This is a genomic window from Psychrobacillus soli, assembly GCF_006861775.1.
Lineage (GTDB): Bacteria > Bacillota > Bacilli > Bacillales_A > Planococcaceae > Psychrobacillus > Psychrobacillus soli.
The window spans coordinates 1-14763 of sequence record NZ_VDGG01000069.1 but is presented as its reverse complement, the minus strand read 5'-3'; the positions used below and the strand labels follow the sequence as shown (position 1 = coordinate 14763).

Annotated in this window: 11 protein-coding genes and 1 pseudogene; 10 read left to right on the top strand and 2 right to left on the bottom strand. The window is 35.7% G+C overall.

All coding sequences use genetic code 11. The annotated features are described in order from the left end of the window. The first annotated feature begins 632 nt into the window (after positions 1–632). From FG383_RS19615 to FG383_RS21040, 3 genes and pseudogenes are all read left to right on the top strand, one after another. Positions 633–1463 carry a CAP domain-containing protein gene (locus FG383_RS19615; RefSeq protein WP_246097067.1) on the top strand — a complete coding sequence of 277 codons (831 nt, stop codon included), beginning with the start codon at positions 633–635 and terminating at the stop codon, positions 1461–1463. Positions 1464–1573: 110 nt separating this feature from the next. Further along, a complete protein-coding gene (locus FG383_RS19610; protein ID WP_142609232.1) occupies positions 1574–1897 on the top strand; it encodes a spore germination protein in 324 nt (107 codons plus the stop codon). A gap of 15 nt (positions 1898–1912) precedes the next feature. Next, positions 1913–2425, top strand: a pseudogene (locus tag FG383_RS21040) (spore germination protein); the annotation flags it as partial. A 13-nt stretch (positions 2426–2438) separates the two neighbouring features. On the opposite strand, the gene FG383_RS19600 reads toward FG383_RS21040, so the two are convergent. Continuing rightward, positions 2439–3800 (bottom strand): MATE family efflux transporter, encoded by a 1362-nt coding sequence (locus FG383_RS19600; protein ID WP_142609228.1) that lies wholly within the window; start codon positions 3798–3800, stop codon positions 2439–2441. Between the two features lie 45 nt (positions 3801–3845). Here FG383_RS19600 and FG383_RS19595 point away from each other — a divergent pair, with 45 nt between their 5' ends. Then, positions 3846–4922, top strand: a complete 1077-nt coding sequence (locus FG383_RS19595) for an undecaprenyldiphospho-muramoylpentapeptide beta-N-acetylglucosaminyltransferase (protein WP_142609226.1) — start codon at positions 3846–3848, stop codon at positions 4920–4922. Between the two features lie 238 nt (positions 4923–5160). Next, a complete protein-coding gene (locus FG383_RS19590) occupies positions 5161–5307 on the top strand; it encodes a YfhE family protein (RefSeq protein ID WP_142609224.1) in 147 nt (48 codons plus the stop codon). Between the two features lie 151 nt (positions 5308–5458). On the opposite strand, the gene FG383_RS19585 is transcribed toward FG383_RS19590, so the two are convergent. Then, positions 5459–6004: a GNAT family N-acetyltransferase gene (locus tag FG383_RS19585; RefSeq protein ID WP_142609222.1), complete on the bottom strand. Its 546-nt coding sequence runs from the start codon at positions 6002–6004 to the stop codon at positions 5459–5461. Between the two features lie 348 nt (positions 6005–6352). On the opposite strand from FG383_RS19585, the gene FG383_RS19580 reads away from it, so the two are divergent. The 5 genes from FG383_RS19580 to odhB all read left to right on the top strand — a co-directional run bounded on the left by FG383_RS19580 (position 6353) and on the right by odhB (position 14423). Further along, positions 6353–8020, top strand: coding sequence for a diguanylate cyclase domain-containing protein (locus FG383_RS19580; protein ID WP_142609220.1), 1668 nt, complete (start codon positions 6353–6355; stop codon positions 8018–8020). 33 nt (positions 8021–8053) lie between these two features. Further along, on the top strand, positions 8054–8728 hold the full coding sequence (locus tag FG383_RS19575; RefSeq protein WP_281285372.1) for a response regulator transcription factor: 675 nt from the start codon (positions 8054–8056) through the stop codon (positions 8726–8728). Then, the gene (locus FG383_RS19570; protein WP_142609216.1) at positions 8725–10101 is read left to right on the top strand and encodes a HAMP domain-containing sensor histidine kinase; all 1377 of its coding nucleotides are present in this window, start codon (positions 8725–8727) and stop codon (positions 10099–10101) included. Before FG383_RS19575 ends, FG383_RS19570 begins: the two co-directional genes overlap by 4 nt. A gap of 267 nt (positions 10102–10368) precedes the next feature. Further along, positions 10369–13170 (top strand): 2-oxoglutarate dehydrogenase E1 component, encoded by a 2802-nt coding sequence (locus tag FG383_RS19565; RefSeq protein ID WP_142609214.1) that lies wholly within the window; start codon positions 10369–10371, stop codon positions 13168–13170. Between the two features lie 29 nt (positions 13171–13199). Then, a complete protein-coding gene (gene odhB, locus FG383_RS19560) occupies positions 13200–14423 on the top strand; it encodes a 2-oxoglutarate dehydrogenase complex dihydrolipoyllysine-residue succinyltransferase (protein ID WP_142609212.1) in 1224 nt (407 codons plus the stop codon). The last annotated feature ends 340 nt before the right edge of the window (positions 14424–14763 follow it).

Below are 14763 nucleotides of genomic sequence, written 5' to 3'. Positions count from 1 at the left end.
TTCAATGTACAATCTGTTGCCCTAAGCCATTTATTGGATTCACACAGTCGAAAAACGAAGGGAATTTTGTTTTTAGCGAGTTGATACTGAATAAGCAAGCAACTTCCATTGATTATCTCGGCAAAGCTTCCATCTTAATTGAAACGCCATATAGCGAACGGATATGTACATGAGGCCGTTCGGGAGCTTATCGCGCTCTCCTACTCTATTTAAGCGTTAGGTTAAGGCATTTTAATTATTGTATTAATAATGTAAAACGATTGATATTCCTTCAACATAAACAGATTCGAGAAATTACTAAATCGGCCCTCTTAGATGAATTTGCTAATCCAAGAGCGAGACTAATTTTGAAAAAAGTATGCACTAGCTTAAGATAAAATTGGTCAAAGTCAATTATCAGATGAAGAAAAGAAAATGATAGAGAATGTCTATAAAGAAAAATCTATAAATCTGTCAACAGAGGATAAAACGTAATATTTGAGTATAGTGGTTAAGTTATCCAATTATCCTATTGATATAATCATATATAACAACATTTTCTTTTTAAATGGTTTTACTGGAATATTTTATTCTAATTTTTCTACTGATTTTGTGTTTACAATAAGGGGGCACAAAAGAAGGAGGAAACGAACATGAAAATGAATAAAAAACATTCTATTATAGTTGGGTTACTTGCAGGTGGCTTATTATTTTCAACTAATACAGCAGATGCAGCAATGACAACAGGAAATTCACAATCTACTCCCGAGGCAAAAACATCCGTTACATACCAATGGCAGTCTCAGTATAATTACAGTTTAAGTAACGCGGAAATTCAAAATCTTATAAATAAAGAATTAAAGAATCTAACACCGGTCGTTTTAAAAGAAATAAATGGAACTAAGCAACCTATCGTTATCAAGAAAGCTACAGTAGTTAAGAAACCTGTAGTAGTAAAAAAAGCGCCGGTCACTAAGAAGCCAGTTGTAACTGAAAAAGCACCAGTTAAGAAACCAGTAACACCACCAGTGGCTCAAAAACCAGCAACTCCAGTAACTCCACCAGTAGTGAAAGAACCAGTAAAAGAAAATAATGAATCAGTACAAGTACCAGCAGCAATTCAACAAGTAGTAGATTTAACAAATCAAGAACGTGCAAAAGCAGGATTAAAAGCATTGCAAATTGATACAAAGCTTACACAATCAGCACAAGCAAAATCGCAAGATATGAAAAACAGAAACTATTTCTCTCATACGAGTCCAACATACGGATCTCCATTTGAGCAAATGAAATCTTTTGGCGTTACGTATAAATCAGCAGCAGAAAATATTGCCAAAGGTCAACGTAGTGCAACAGAAGTTGTAAAAGCGTGGATGGCATCTTCAGGACATAGAGCAAATATTATGAATCCATCTTATACACATATCGGTGTCGGACTGTCAGATAGTGGATTCTATTGGACACAGCAATTTATTGGAAAATAAGTTTCTCTTACTATATTAGGTGAACATGCTTATCAAGAATATTCTTGATAGGCATTTTTGCGTTTACTTTTCATTTTTTTTGCAAAAACTTCGCAAGGAGGGGTGTGAATATGGTCCAACTAACAGATATTATCAAGCAAGAATTTTCTCAAACAGTTGATTTTGTTGCCAAAAATATGGAATGGAAAAATGAATCTGTGATCCTCTGTTATTATTCTACAATGATTGATATAGCAGTCGTAATGGAACAAATACGAATCATTCAAGAACGTTTTGAAGCAGGAGAAGTAGCATGGGGACAAACAGCATTTTCAGAAGAAAATAATTGGACGATGAAACAACTAAAAGAGAGCGTTTGTTCAGGAGAAACTGTTCTTATCTTTCCAAGTACGGATAAAATGCTTCGAATTATACTTCCAAAGACTGTATCTTGAAATCTAGAGTCCCCTGCAAACGAGTATGTCGTCCGAGGGGCCCACGAAGGATTCGTTGAAAGTGCAGAGGTTAATATAAATTTATTACGAAAAAGGCTTAAATCTACTGAACTGAAATTTGAAAAAAGAACACTTGGAACAAAGTCAAATACAAACGTTTCTATTTTATACTTAACTACTAAAGTTGATCAGGAGACCCTCAAAGATTTAAGAAATCGATTAGATAAAATAGAAATCGAAATGGTATATAGTTCAGGACAGCTAGAAGATTATTTGGAAGATTCTATTTGGTCTCCTTTTCCACAATTTTTAAATACGAAACGTCCCGATAGAGTAGTAGCTAATTTAATGGAAGGAAAAATTGCCATACTTTCGGATGCAAATACGGATGCGCTAGGCTTAGGTCGTATTGCGAGAGCATTTCACCCAGATTTATTTCAAGAGGGAAAATGGAATGAAACATATCCAACTTTAACCATCACTCCAAGCGTACAAGTTAAAATTACAGACACTGGAATTTTAGACTAAAAAAACGACGCAATTAAGCTGCTGCGTCGTTTTTTATTATTTTCTTTTGTAAATGTACAAGCCTTATAACTAGTGTAATGGCACCAACTGTTAAGCCAACAATAAGCCCAATCCAGTAGCCAAATCGTTCAAAAGAAGTGAAATTAGCTAAAATGTAGCCTGTTGGCAATCCAATAATCCAGTAAGAAATGATAGCCATGATGAATGTTACCGTAACGTCCTTATATCCACGTAGAGCCCCTTGAACAGGTGCTTGTATGGCATCTGATAACTGGAATAGCGCCGCAAACAAGAAAAATTGCACTGTTAATGTAATGACATACTGATCATCTGTGTAAATAGATGCAATTGGTTCTCGGAATATTAACAAAATGGACGATGAGATAAAACTGAAAAATATTGCTGTTCCAACACTTAACCAGCTATACGTTCTTGCATCTTTGTATCGTTTTGCTCCAACTTCATGACCAACTAAAATAGTAGCTCCCATTGCTATACTGAGGGGAACCATATAAAGAAGCGAAGTGAAATTCATCGCAATTTGGTGCGCTGAAATTACTTCTGTCGAGTATACACTCATTAAAATGGTAACTGCTGAGAAAATGGTTGTTTCCGCGAAAATAGATAATCCAATAGGTATTCCTATTTTTGTCAGACTACCCATTTTTGCGAACGATAGTTTACTCCAGAAGTTAAATATCTTTAATTCTGCGAACGGTTTATTTTTATAAACAACGAAGATTGCTATAAACAGGATAATCCAGTATGTAATCGCAGAACCAAGCCCCGCACCAGCACCTCCAAGTGCAGGAAATCCGAATTTACCGTAGATGAAAACATAATTTAAAGCAATGTTAATCGGAGCAGATAGTAAAGTAATCACCATCGAAACTCTTGTACGACCTAATGCATCAATTAAGGAACGAAGCACACTATATAAAAATAAAGGAATAAGACCAATACTCATCATATACAAATATTTCTTCGCAACTAAGCGTACACTATCTTCAAGAGGGATTAAGTTTAATACAGGATCGATCAAGAATAAAATACCAATAAAAACGATAAATGCTAGTAAAATAGCAATATAAAAACCTTGTTGCACAAAGGTGCGTACATCTTCCTTCTTTTTTGCGCCGATTAATTGTGCTACAATGGGCGTAATTCCTATTAATATACCAGTTAACCCGGTATAGACAGGAACCCAAATGGAGGATCCAATAGAAACACCTGCTAGATGATCAATACTATATTTGCTAGTCATTAATATATCAAAAAAGGTCATTAAATAAAGTGCAACTTGAGTGATTAAAATAGGTACTACAATTTTAATCATATATTTGCTTTTTCCGGGTAGCGATTTCGTTTCATGCATTTTGGCATACATCCTTTAAGTTTTAAAATAGTTAGGAGATTATGAATGAATAATAACACAATTGTATTAACAGGTGGGGGAACTGCCGGCCATGTTTCATTGAATGAAGCAATTATTCCCGAATTAATAAAAATTGGATATAAGATCCATTATATAGGCTCTCATGATGGGATTGAACGAACGATTATAGGAGAAAATTTTCCGACTATCCCTTATCATCCGATTTCCAATGGAAAACTTCGAAGATATTTTTCAATGAAAAACTTTTCGGATCCATTCAAAGTATTATACGGTACTTTACAAGCTCTGGCGATACTAAGAAAAGTAAAACCTTCACTCGTATTTTCAAAAGGAGGATTCGTATCAGTTCCAGTAGCTATTGCTGCAAAACTTGCGAATATCCCAGTAGTGATACATGAATCGGATTTAACGCCAGGACTTGCAAATAAAATTGCTTCGTCTTTTGCCGAACATATTTTTACAGTGTTTGAAGAAACATTAAAATACTTACCAAAAGAAAAAGCATCTTCCATCGGTGCAATCATACGACCAGATTTGTTATTAGGCAATGAACAAATTGCAGAACAATTAACAGGTTTTCAAGCGAATAAAGAAACGATTATCGTAATGGGTGGAAGTCAAGGATCTGCAAATATAAACGAAGTGATTAAAGTTAATATAGATGCTCTTACGAGTAAGTTTCAAGTTATCCATTTATGTGGAAAAGGGAATTTGGATCCAGCCTTAACCGGGAAGTCAAATTATATTGCTTTTGAGTATGTAACAGATGAATTACCTCATTTATTGAAAATATCTAATTACGTAATAAGTCGTGCAGGATCAAATTCTATATTTGAGTTTTTAGAGTTAAAAAAACCGATGTTGTTAATTCCTTTATCGATCCATGCGAGTCGAGGGGACCAAGTATTAAATGCCAAGTTCTTTGAAGAAAAAGGATATGCGCTTGTGCTCGAGGAAGAAAACTTAACAACCACTAGTTTTATGGAAACTCTTGGTGATTTAGTGAAATATAAAGAAGCTATTATTGATAAGCAATTTAATGCAGCTTCCTCGAAAACACCAGACCAATTTACAGAACTATTACTTACGTATAAGAAATAATAAACTCCCGTCAAATAAACTATTTGGCGGGAATTTATGTTTACGTTGCTTGTTCTTCTTTATTTATTTGTTATATCAAGAATTTTAGTGGTTTTTAAAGTTTTATAATTAGCATGCCTTCATCGATTATTAGGATAAACACAAATAAAAGAAACTTATTTAAAAAAATCTAAAAAATCGAATATCCATGGTTGCAAAGGAAAAACTGATAAAGATTAAAACGAAAGGAGTGTTCTTGATGAAAAATCGTAAACCACCGCATGAACAGTTCACAATGAAAAATAATGGTTTGTCATCAATGCAAGAAGTTTTATATCAAAAAGAATTCAATCGTGCTGACAATGCTACAACCAAGAAAAATCAAGAAAATCAAAATAAAAAGTAAAAGCTTTAAAGAACTCCGACCTAGGCAACTTGCTATTGGTAGCGAGAAAACAAAAGCAGCATCTCAATAATAGAGATGCTGCTTATATATTTATCATAGTTAAAAGTTAACTTTTAACTATGATAAATAATCCATCCGAAGTAGTTTATATTTACATCGCTTGTTCTTCTTCGTTGCTTTGTTGCATCATCACTAAATGGAACAAATCTTTTGGAATATAGTATAAATCATAAACTTCTTGTTTTTTGTTAATCTCCGCATAAATAAAAGGATGAGATTCGTTTGCTTTAATCGTGTAAGGAAGTTTTTCCGCAGCGCGAATACTTTTAGGATTCGTTTTACGAATGCGTAAAAACACCGTGTGAATATCTAGCTCGAAAAATAGCTCTTCAAGAAATTGTTCTTTTGCTTTTTTATTGTAGCCAAGTCCTTGGAATTGAGTACCAATCCATGTACCTAGAAATCCAGCTCCATCTTCAATATCAAACAAATTAATCGTACCAATTGGCTGACCGAAATCACTTGTAATTGTACGAGTAATGACAGTACCAGCTTCCTCTTCTTCCATTAATTGTTTTGTTGAAAACCAATATTCATCCACTGAATATGCTTTATGACGTACATAAGGCAGTACAGTTGGATCTGACATAAGTTCATAGAGAGAAGTACATTCATGCAAATCTCGTTTTTTTATCAAAAAAAGCGCCCCCTAAAAGAACCCAAAAAATGAGCATAGTCATCCTAGGTCCCAGAAATTTTTCATTTCGAATTGCATAAAAAATTTCGGGGTAGGAATCGAACCTACTAGGACCAGCTCAAAACTGGTGGCGCACCATTTGCCTTCCCTCGGCAAAGTGAACTTTGCCTTATAAAATTATTTGCATTAATAATATACTTCGTTTTTGCCGTTTTGCATAGTGTAAAATCGTGTCAAATTTATTAAATCTTCGTAAAGAAAATAATCTAAATACTTGTATGTTGTACTTGAAATACATATGATTATAGGATATAAGTACAAAAATGCGATAGGAGTTTGTTTAAGAAAATGTCTTCCCCTATTATTACTCAAAAACAATTCCATTTATTATATGATTTATTAGACGAATATGTGTTTTTAATGCGTAAAGAAGGAAATACTTTTGTCTATGAATATATCAATAAGAAAGCGGATGAAATCTTCACTGAAAATCCGCATGGTAAGCGATTAGAGCAATGCTTTGATGAATTTCATTGTCAGACGATTCTTTATCATTACAATAGAGCGTTTGAGCTTAAACAGTCGGTTTCTTACCAAGATCATCACTGTATAAAAGGCGCAACATTTGTAAACGAAACGTCGGCTATTCCTATTTTTGACGAAGAGAATATGTATATTTTAGCAACGACAAAAAAAGTAATCAAAACAAAAGAAATGCAAGAGTCAACTTATATATTAGAAAGTTACCGTAAAGGTGTAAATGATGCCGCATTAGTAGCGATGACGAACAAAGATGGTAAAATCGTGATGGTAAATGAGTTATTTGAAACGACTTCGAAGTTTAAAAAAGAAGAGTTGATTGGAAAATCATTTTGGATGATTAATTCTAATTTTCATGAAGATCGTTTTTTTGAACAATTGTGGGAAACAATTCAAAAAGGAGAGATTTGGAGAGGTCAAATACGTAATCGAACGAAATATGGTTCTTTCTATTGGGTAGATGCGACAATTATTCCGATTACCAATGAAAAAGGTACCATTGAGAAATATTTAACGATTCAATTTGACAACACAGAAAAGAAACGGATCATGACTGAACTACGTAATATTGAACGTTCATTCAAATTGATAACAGAACATTCCAACGATCTAATTGCCATTACAGATGAAGATGGCTATTTACTCTATTCATCTCCAAGTCACGAAACTATTTTAAATTATGAAAAAGAAGAATTGCTAGGGACTTATTATTTGCAGCTGATCGCAGAAGAATGCTCCAATCTATTAGAAAATATGGAAATGTCTCCAGCTCAGGGAAACCAAAACAAAATCCGCACAGAGCTCCTTTTAAAAACAAAAAACGGGTCCGCTATATGGACGGATACAACCATTACGACCGTACAAAGTACTGTAGATGATGTCGAAGAGAAATGGTTTGTTTTTGTATCTAGAGAAATTACGGAAAAACGTGCTTTAGAAGATCAACTGAAATTTTTAGCGTTCCATGATAGTTTGACTGGTTTACCAAACAGACGTATGTTCTATGAAAATATTCTAGAGGCAATTCAATTGGTATCTGTAAATCATGGAAATATAGGATTACTATATATTGATGGTGATAATTTTAAAGAGATTAACGATCAGTTTGGGCATGATATGGGGGATCGTTTCTTACAACAATTTGCAGAAAAATTAGAGCAAAGTGTTGACCATCAATTCAAAATATACCGTTTCGGTGGAGATGAATTTATCATTGTAATGGAACAGATTGGTGATTATATAGATGGGAGAAGTGCGACGATCGAATCAATCATTCAAGCGATTCAACGTACATTTGCAGAAGGTTGGACGATTGATGCCATTCATTTTTCACCGACCATCTCCATTGGCGTTTCCATTTATCCGCATGATGGCTGCACTGTAAATGAGCTACTAGAGAATGCGGATATGGCATTGTATGAGGCGAAGAAACTTGGTAAAAATAATTTTGTATATACTAGTACCGTTCATTCATAGTATGAACGGTATTTTTGAAAGGATTTGTCTATGTTGAACCGACATATTTTACTAATAGAAGATGAGATAAATATCGCTAAATTTGTAGAGCTAGAATTGAAACATGAAAATTTTCTTGTGACGGTTTCCCATGAGGGTAGGGAGGGAGCAGAACTTGCGTTAGAAAATGACTATGACCTGCTGTTAATAGACGTCATGCTTCCTAATTTAAATGGATTGGAAATTTGTCGTAGAGTTCGAGGAAAGAAAGAGACGCCTATTATATTAATAACGGCAAGAGATGCGATAATCGACCGAGTATCAGGTTTGGAAGCTGGTGCAGATGACTACGTTGTCAAACCATTTGCAATTGAAGAACTATTAGCGCGAATACGTGCCATTTTAAGAAGAGTTGAACGTTCACAAGAAGCGATCGATGAACTAACGATTAATCATTTTTCCATCGACCAAAAAGCACACCAAGTATTCTACAAAGATAAAGAAATTTTGCTAACGAAGACGGAATATGATTTGCTCGTTTACTTTATGGAAAATAATAATATCGTCTTAACACGAGATGTCATTTTGGAAAAAGTATGGGGATATGAAGCAGAAGTAGAGACAAACGTAGTAGATGTGTATATCCGGCACTTGAGAAAAAAGCTACCAGCAGAAATTGCTTCTCTTATTGAAACGGTTCGAGGGGTAGGATATGTGATACGCACATGAAACATTGGACATTGCAACGTAAATGGACATATGCTTCCGGTCTATCGATATTTTTGAGTTTTTTCATGATGTGCGTCATTTTATTTTTTTCGCTTTACAATTGGTTGCTTATTTCAGAAGAGAAGATGGCACAAAATACATTGCATGAAGTGGTTAACTTTTTCGAGTCTAAAGGGCCTATTATTTCGATTCAAGACATACAGCGGAATAAAACATTGCTAAATCAACTTGTGAACCAAAAACAATCAGTTCGCATATTAAATGCGGACGGAATTGAAGTTTTACGAATAAATGATGCAAGCCCATTCCCTAGCTTTTCACCAACATTAACAGCTGATTTTCAAAAAGATAAATTAAATAATCAATTACTTCTTCATAAAGTAGCAGAAACCGATTTTGGTTTGTTTAAAGGATATGTGGAGATTTCTCATAGTTTAGAAAATTTCTCACAATTAATGCGCTATATTCTAATAGCAATGGTTATTTTTACGTTCATTGCACTTGTACTTTCCGCATTAATTGGCTATTCATTGTCTTCGATATTACTAAAACCTTTAAAAGAACTTCGCAATGAAATGCAAGAAGCTAAACAGACAAAGTTTTCAAAAGAAGTAAGTTTTCAGTACGCAACGAACGATGAAATTGGGGAACTTTTAACGATTTATAAACAATTAATGAATGAAGTTTCAGAAACTATTACAAGGCAAGATGAGTTTATTCATAATGTGTCACATGAGTTACGCACCCCAATACAAGTGGTAGAGGGGCATTTGTCTCTATTAAATCGTTGGGGGAAAGAAGATAGAGATGTGTTAGATGACTCTTTGCATATTTCCTTAACAGAAGTACAAAAAATGAAATTACTAATAGAAGAAATGCTTAAGCTTGCCAAAAGAGAATATTCGACTGAACGGTTAGAATCGAATATTTCTATGGTCGTGTATGATTTGCAACAAAAGTATCGCATTTTAGCACCGACAGTAGAAATTCGATTCGAAGGAAAAGAAATATACACGCTTGCTATACCAGCTACTGCATTAGAACAAATAGTCGGAAATCTCATTGATAATGCGATTAAATACAATAATAATCAGCCGAAAATTGTTGTACAAGTCATGCAAGATGACACACAAACAATTCTAACGGTTATCGATAATGGGATAGGTATTCCAAATGAATTACTTCCTAAAGTGTTTGATCGTTTTTTTGTCGTAAATGAAGCAAGAACGAAAACAAAAGGGGGATCTGGTTTAGGGCTGAGCATTGTAAAACGTTTAGTATCCGAATATAACGGGAATATTTATATTCAAAGCACGGAAAATAAAGGGACAAAAATTGATATTATTTTCTCTAAAAAGACAAATGAGGAATAATAGAATTGGTATTAGAAAAAATATTATTTAAATTCTTATTTAATTTGAAAAAAAGCATTGTATTTTTTCCCTATAGTAGTAAGATGGATATGGAAAAATTGTTCTTTCAAACTATACTTTCAGTCTTTTTGAAAGAGTGGTAAACTATAATTGTGAACATTTTGTGTTGTTCATAAAATGTTTACATTCGGTATTATTTTACTTAGTTTATTTATGTAATTTTTTCATCAATGCCTAGAAGGCACAAAATGTTGGAGGTTTTTCTAAATGTCGAACAATCAAACACCTTGGTCAGCTTTTTCTGGTCCTAACCTTGGTTATGTGATGGAGCAGTATGATTTATTTTTACAGTCTCCGGACGAAGTGGATAGCGAATTAGTTAGTTTATTTCAACAGTATGGTGCACCAACACTTGCATCTACTCCATCCAGTGCAAATGCTTCTACATCTGCAATCGCGCCAAATAATTTTGAAAAAATTATTCGCGCTATTCAACTTGCAGATGCTATTCGCGCGCACGGTCATTTAACAGCGGATATATATCCACTGAATGATGGTCCAAAAGAGAATCCGAAAATAGATCCGAAAACATACGGTTTAACGGATCAAGATTTACGTGAAGTTCCAGTTTCTTTTTTAATAACCAATGCTCCAAGTAATATTGCAAATGGTTTACAAGCAATTGAACATTTACAAGCTGCTTATACGAACAAAATCGCTTTTGAAATTGCACATATTGTAAATTCTGACGAAAAATTATGGTTGCAAGAAAAAATTGAAAAAGGTGCTGTTTTAGAAAAACTTTCAGCGGACGACAAAAAAGCACTACTAAAACGTTTGACGCAAATAGAAGGTTTTGAGAAATTTATTCACCGTACTTTTGTAGGTGCAAAACGTTTTTCAATAGAAGGTTTAGATACACTAGTTGTACTAATGGATGAATTAGTACGTCAATCCAATAAAACAAATACAAAACAAGTAAATATAGGTATGGCACACCGAGGAAGACTAAATGTATTAACACATGTTTTACAAAAGCCATATGAAATGATGTTTGCAGAATTTGCGCATGTTCCAAGTGAATCGTTTTTACCGAAAGATGGATCATTAGAGATGTCAGAAGGTTGGTATGGAGATGTGAAGTACCATAAAGGTGCAGCATTCCGTTCACCATCAGGACTGACATTAAAGTTAGCATATAATCCATCTCACTTAGAAGTAGTAAGTCCAATTGTTACGGGACAAACTCGTGCAGCGCAAGAAACGACAGATGAAGCAGGATATCCTGTTCAAGATCAAAATGCAGCATTTGCTATCTTAGTTCACGGAGATGCAGCATTCCCAGGTCAAGGTGTGGTAACAGAAGTATTGAATTATAGCAGAGTGCGTGGATTCCAAACAGGCGGATCTATACATATTATCGCAAATAATATGATTGGATTTACGACAGAACATTATGATTCACGTTCAACACATTATTCTTCTGATCCAGCAAAAGGATATGAAGTGCCGATTATTCATGTAAATGCCGACGATCCGGAAGCAGTACTTACAGTAGCACAACTTGCGCATGAATACCGCCAAAAATTTGCAAAAGACATTGTCATTGATCTACTAGGTTACCGTCGATACGGACATAACGAGATGGACGAGCCTTTAGTGACGAACCCAACAATGTATCATAAAGTTCATAAACATCCAACAGTTCGAGAACTTTATGGTAAACAGTTAGTGGAAGAAAAGTTACTCGAATCTGCAGACGTGAAAACATTAGATGAGTCGATTTTCAGCGGAATGCAAGAAGCATATGACCGCGTGAAAGAGCTTCCACAATCTATTGCACACGACATCATCATTCCTGAAGTCGTACTAAATGGAATGCCTGAAATGCAAACAGGAGTAGAAGAAAGTAAGCTTGCAAAAATAAACGAAGAGCTACTTACTTGGCCAGCTGAATTTACAGCATTTAAAAAATTAGAGAAAATTTTAAAACGTCGTGAAGAACCATTTAAAGGAAAAGGTAAAATCGACTGGGGTCATGCAGAAACACTTGCTTTCGCAACGATTCTTCAAGATGGAAACTCGATTCGTTTAACTGGGCAAGATGCACAACGTGGTACTTTCTCTCATAGACATTTAGTGCTACACGATGAAAAAACAGGTGCGGAATTAACACCAATTCATGCGATTAGTGATGCAAAAGCTTCGTTCGTTGTTCATAATAGTCCACTAACAGAAGCAGCTATTTTAGGTTATGAATTCGGATACAATTTAGAAGATCCAAACTCTTTAACTATTTGGGAAGCACAATATGGAGATTTTGCGAATATGGCACAAGTAATGTTCGATAACTTCATTAGTGCAGCAAGATCCAAATGGGGATTAAAATCTGGACTTGTTATGTTATTACCACATGCTGCTGAAGGTCAAGGTGCAGAGCATTCAAGTGCGCGTCTAGAACGTTATTTACAACTAGCAGCGGAAAATAACTGGACAGTAGCTAATCTTTCAAGTGCGGCAAACTATTTCCATATTTTACGTAGACAAGCTAAAATGTTAGAAGAGGATGCAATTCGTCCTTTAATCATCGTGTCTCCAAAATCACTGTTACGTCATCCATTAGTTGGGGCAGATGTAGCGGAACTAACTGCGGGTCAATTTGAAACAGTAATGGAACAACCAGGTCTGGGTCAAAATGCTAAAAAGGTTGAGAAAATCATTTTTGCAAGTGGTAAACTTGCAATCGATTTAGCAGATAAAGTAAAAGACGGGGAAGGCTTCGATCACTTGCACATTGTACGTGTAGAACAACTATATCCTTTCCCAGCAGAGAAGATCCAAGCAATTGTAGAACGTTATCCGAATGCAAAACAACTTGTTTGGGCACAAGAAGAGCCTGAAAATATGGGTTCATGGAATTTTGCCCTTCCGTACTTATTAGAAATAGCAGATGGCAAAGCAATTACGTACGTAGGTCGTGTGCATCGTTCAAGTCCAGCTGAAGGTGATGGAGATACGTATAAAGTAGAACAAGCTCGAATCATTGAAGAAGCATTAAAAAGTTTGTAAGCTAGGATAGATTAGAGGAGGAAATTCAAGTGGCAGAAATTATTGTTCCAGAATTAGCAGAATCGATTACAGAAGGTACGATTGCACAATGGTTAAAACAACCGGGCGATACAGTAGAAAAAGGTGAGTTCATCGTTGAACTTGAAACAGATAAAGTAAATGTCGAAGTAATTTCAGAAGAGGCTGGAGTTGTTAGTGAGTTACTTGCAGCAGAAGGTGATACAGTTCAAGTAGGTCAAGTAATTGCTGTAGTTGGAGCAGGTTCTGGAGCAGCAGCTGCGCCAGCACCAAAAGCACCTGAGGCGGAAGCTACACCAGCAGCCCCTCAAGCGGCAGCAGCTCCAGTAGTAGAGGAAACTTCTTCTGAGCAAGACCGTACAATCGCAAGCCCAGCAGCTCGTAAGCTAGCTCGTGAAAAAGGCATCAACTTAAGTGAAATCTCACCAGTAGATCCAATGGGACGCGTTCGTGTACAAGACGTTGCAGCGCATGGTTCGGCACCAGCACCAAAAGCAGCTCCAGCGCCAGCAGCAGCTGCACCAAAAGAAGATGATGGTCGTACGACTCGCGAAAAAATGTCTCGTCGTCGTCAAACAATTGCATCTCGTTTACTAGAAGTAAGACAAAGCACTGCTATGTTAACTACTTTCAATGAAATCGATATGACAAATGTGATGGCATTACGTTCACGCAAAAAAGATCAATTCTTTGAGCAAAACGATGTACGTCTTGGATTCATGTCATTCTTTACGAAAGCTGTAGTTGCAGCTCTTAAAAAATATCCTTATGTAAACTCACAAATCGACGGAACTGATATCGTGAAAAACAACTTCTACGATATTGGTATCGCGGTATCTACAGAAGGCGGTTTAGTAGTACCAATCGTTCGTGATGCGGACCGTAAAAACTTTGCTGAAATCGAAGGAAACATTGGGGAACTTGCTAAAAAAGCACGTGATAACAAATTAGCTCTTTCTGATATGTCTGGCGGTTCATTTACAATTACTAACGGTGGAGTTTTCGGTTCATTACTTTCAACTCCAATTCTTAACGGTACACAAGTTGGTATCCTAGGAATGCACACGATTCAAAAGCGTCCGATTGCTGTTGGTAATGAAGTTCAAATTCGTCCAATGATGTATATAGCATTATCTTATGACCACCGTGTAATCGATGGAAAAGATTCAGTTGGATTCTTGAAAATGGTAAAAGAACTTCTTGAAAACCCAGAAGATCTAATGTTAAATTCATAATATATGAAAAGTGCAGCCCCTGGCTGCACTTTTTTTACTGCTTAGGAAACTATAAAAATTTTGACATATTGATAACTTTGTTCAAGTAACATATGGTATGGCAATTTTTATCTTGTGCAGTATGGTCCAATTTCGCAATGTTTAGTGATACTGCGTGGTAGTGCGTTGAAAATGAGTGTCCGCTGGGATTTCCGCTGCTGGGCGGACGCTTTCCGTGGGGTGAGCGATGAGCCTTCACCGCCGCGCCTGCGCGCGTCCGCCTGAGAAGTCTCATTTTGCTCACACAGAGGAACAAAGGCTAAAAACGCCACATCGTGTGGCAACGCCTTCGTGACCAACA

What these genes read in the sequence shown, in the direction of transcription:
- FG383_RS19590 (WP_142609224.1), top strand. Translation starts at nt 5,161, where the DNA reads ATGAAAAATCGTAAACCACCGCATGAACAGTTCACAATGAAAAATAAT.
- FG383_RS19615 (WP_246097067.1), top strand. Translation starts at nt 633, where the DNA reads ATGAAAATGAATAAAAAACATTCTATTATAGTTGGGTTACTTGCAGGT.
- FG383_RS19610 (WP_142609232.1), top strand. Translation starts at nt 1,574, where the DNA reads ATGGTCCAACTAACAGATATTATCAAGCAAGAATTTTCTCAAACAGTT.
- FG383_RS19600 (WP_142609228.1), bottom strand. Translation starts at nt 3,800, where the DNA reads ATGCATGAAACGAAATCGCTACCCGGAAAAAGCAAATATATGATTAAA.
- FG383_RS19565 (WP_142609214.1), top strand. Translation starts at nt 10,369, where the DNA reads ATGTCGAACAATCAAACACCTTGGTCAGCTTTTTCTGGTCCTAACCTT.
- FG383_RS19595 (WP_142609226.1), top strand. Translation starts at nt 3,846, where the DNA reads ATGAATAATAACACAATTGTATTAACAGGTGGGGGAACTGCCGGCCAT.
- FG383_RS19580 (WP_142609220.1), top strand. Translation starts at nt 6,353, where the DNA reads ATGTCTTCCCCTATTATTACTCAAAAACAATTCCATTTATTATATGAT.
- FG383_RS19570 (WP_142609216.1), top strand. Translation starts at nt 8,725, where the DNA reads ATGAAACATTGGACATTGCAACGTAAATGGACATATGCTTCCGGTCTA.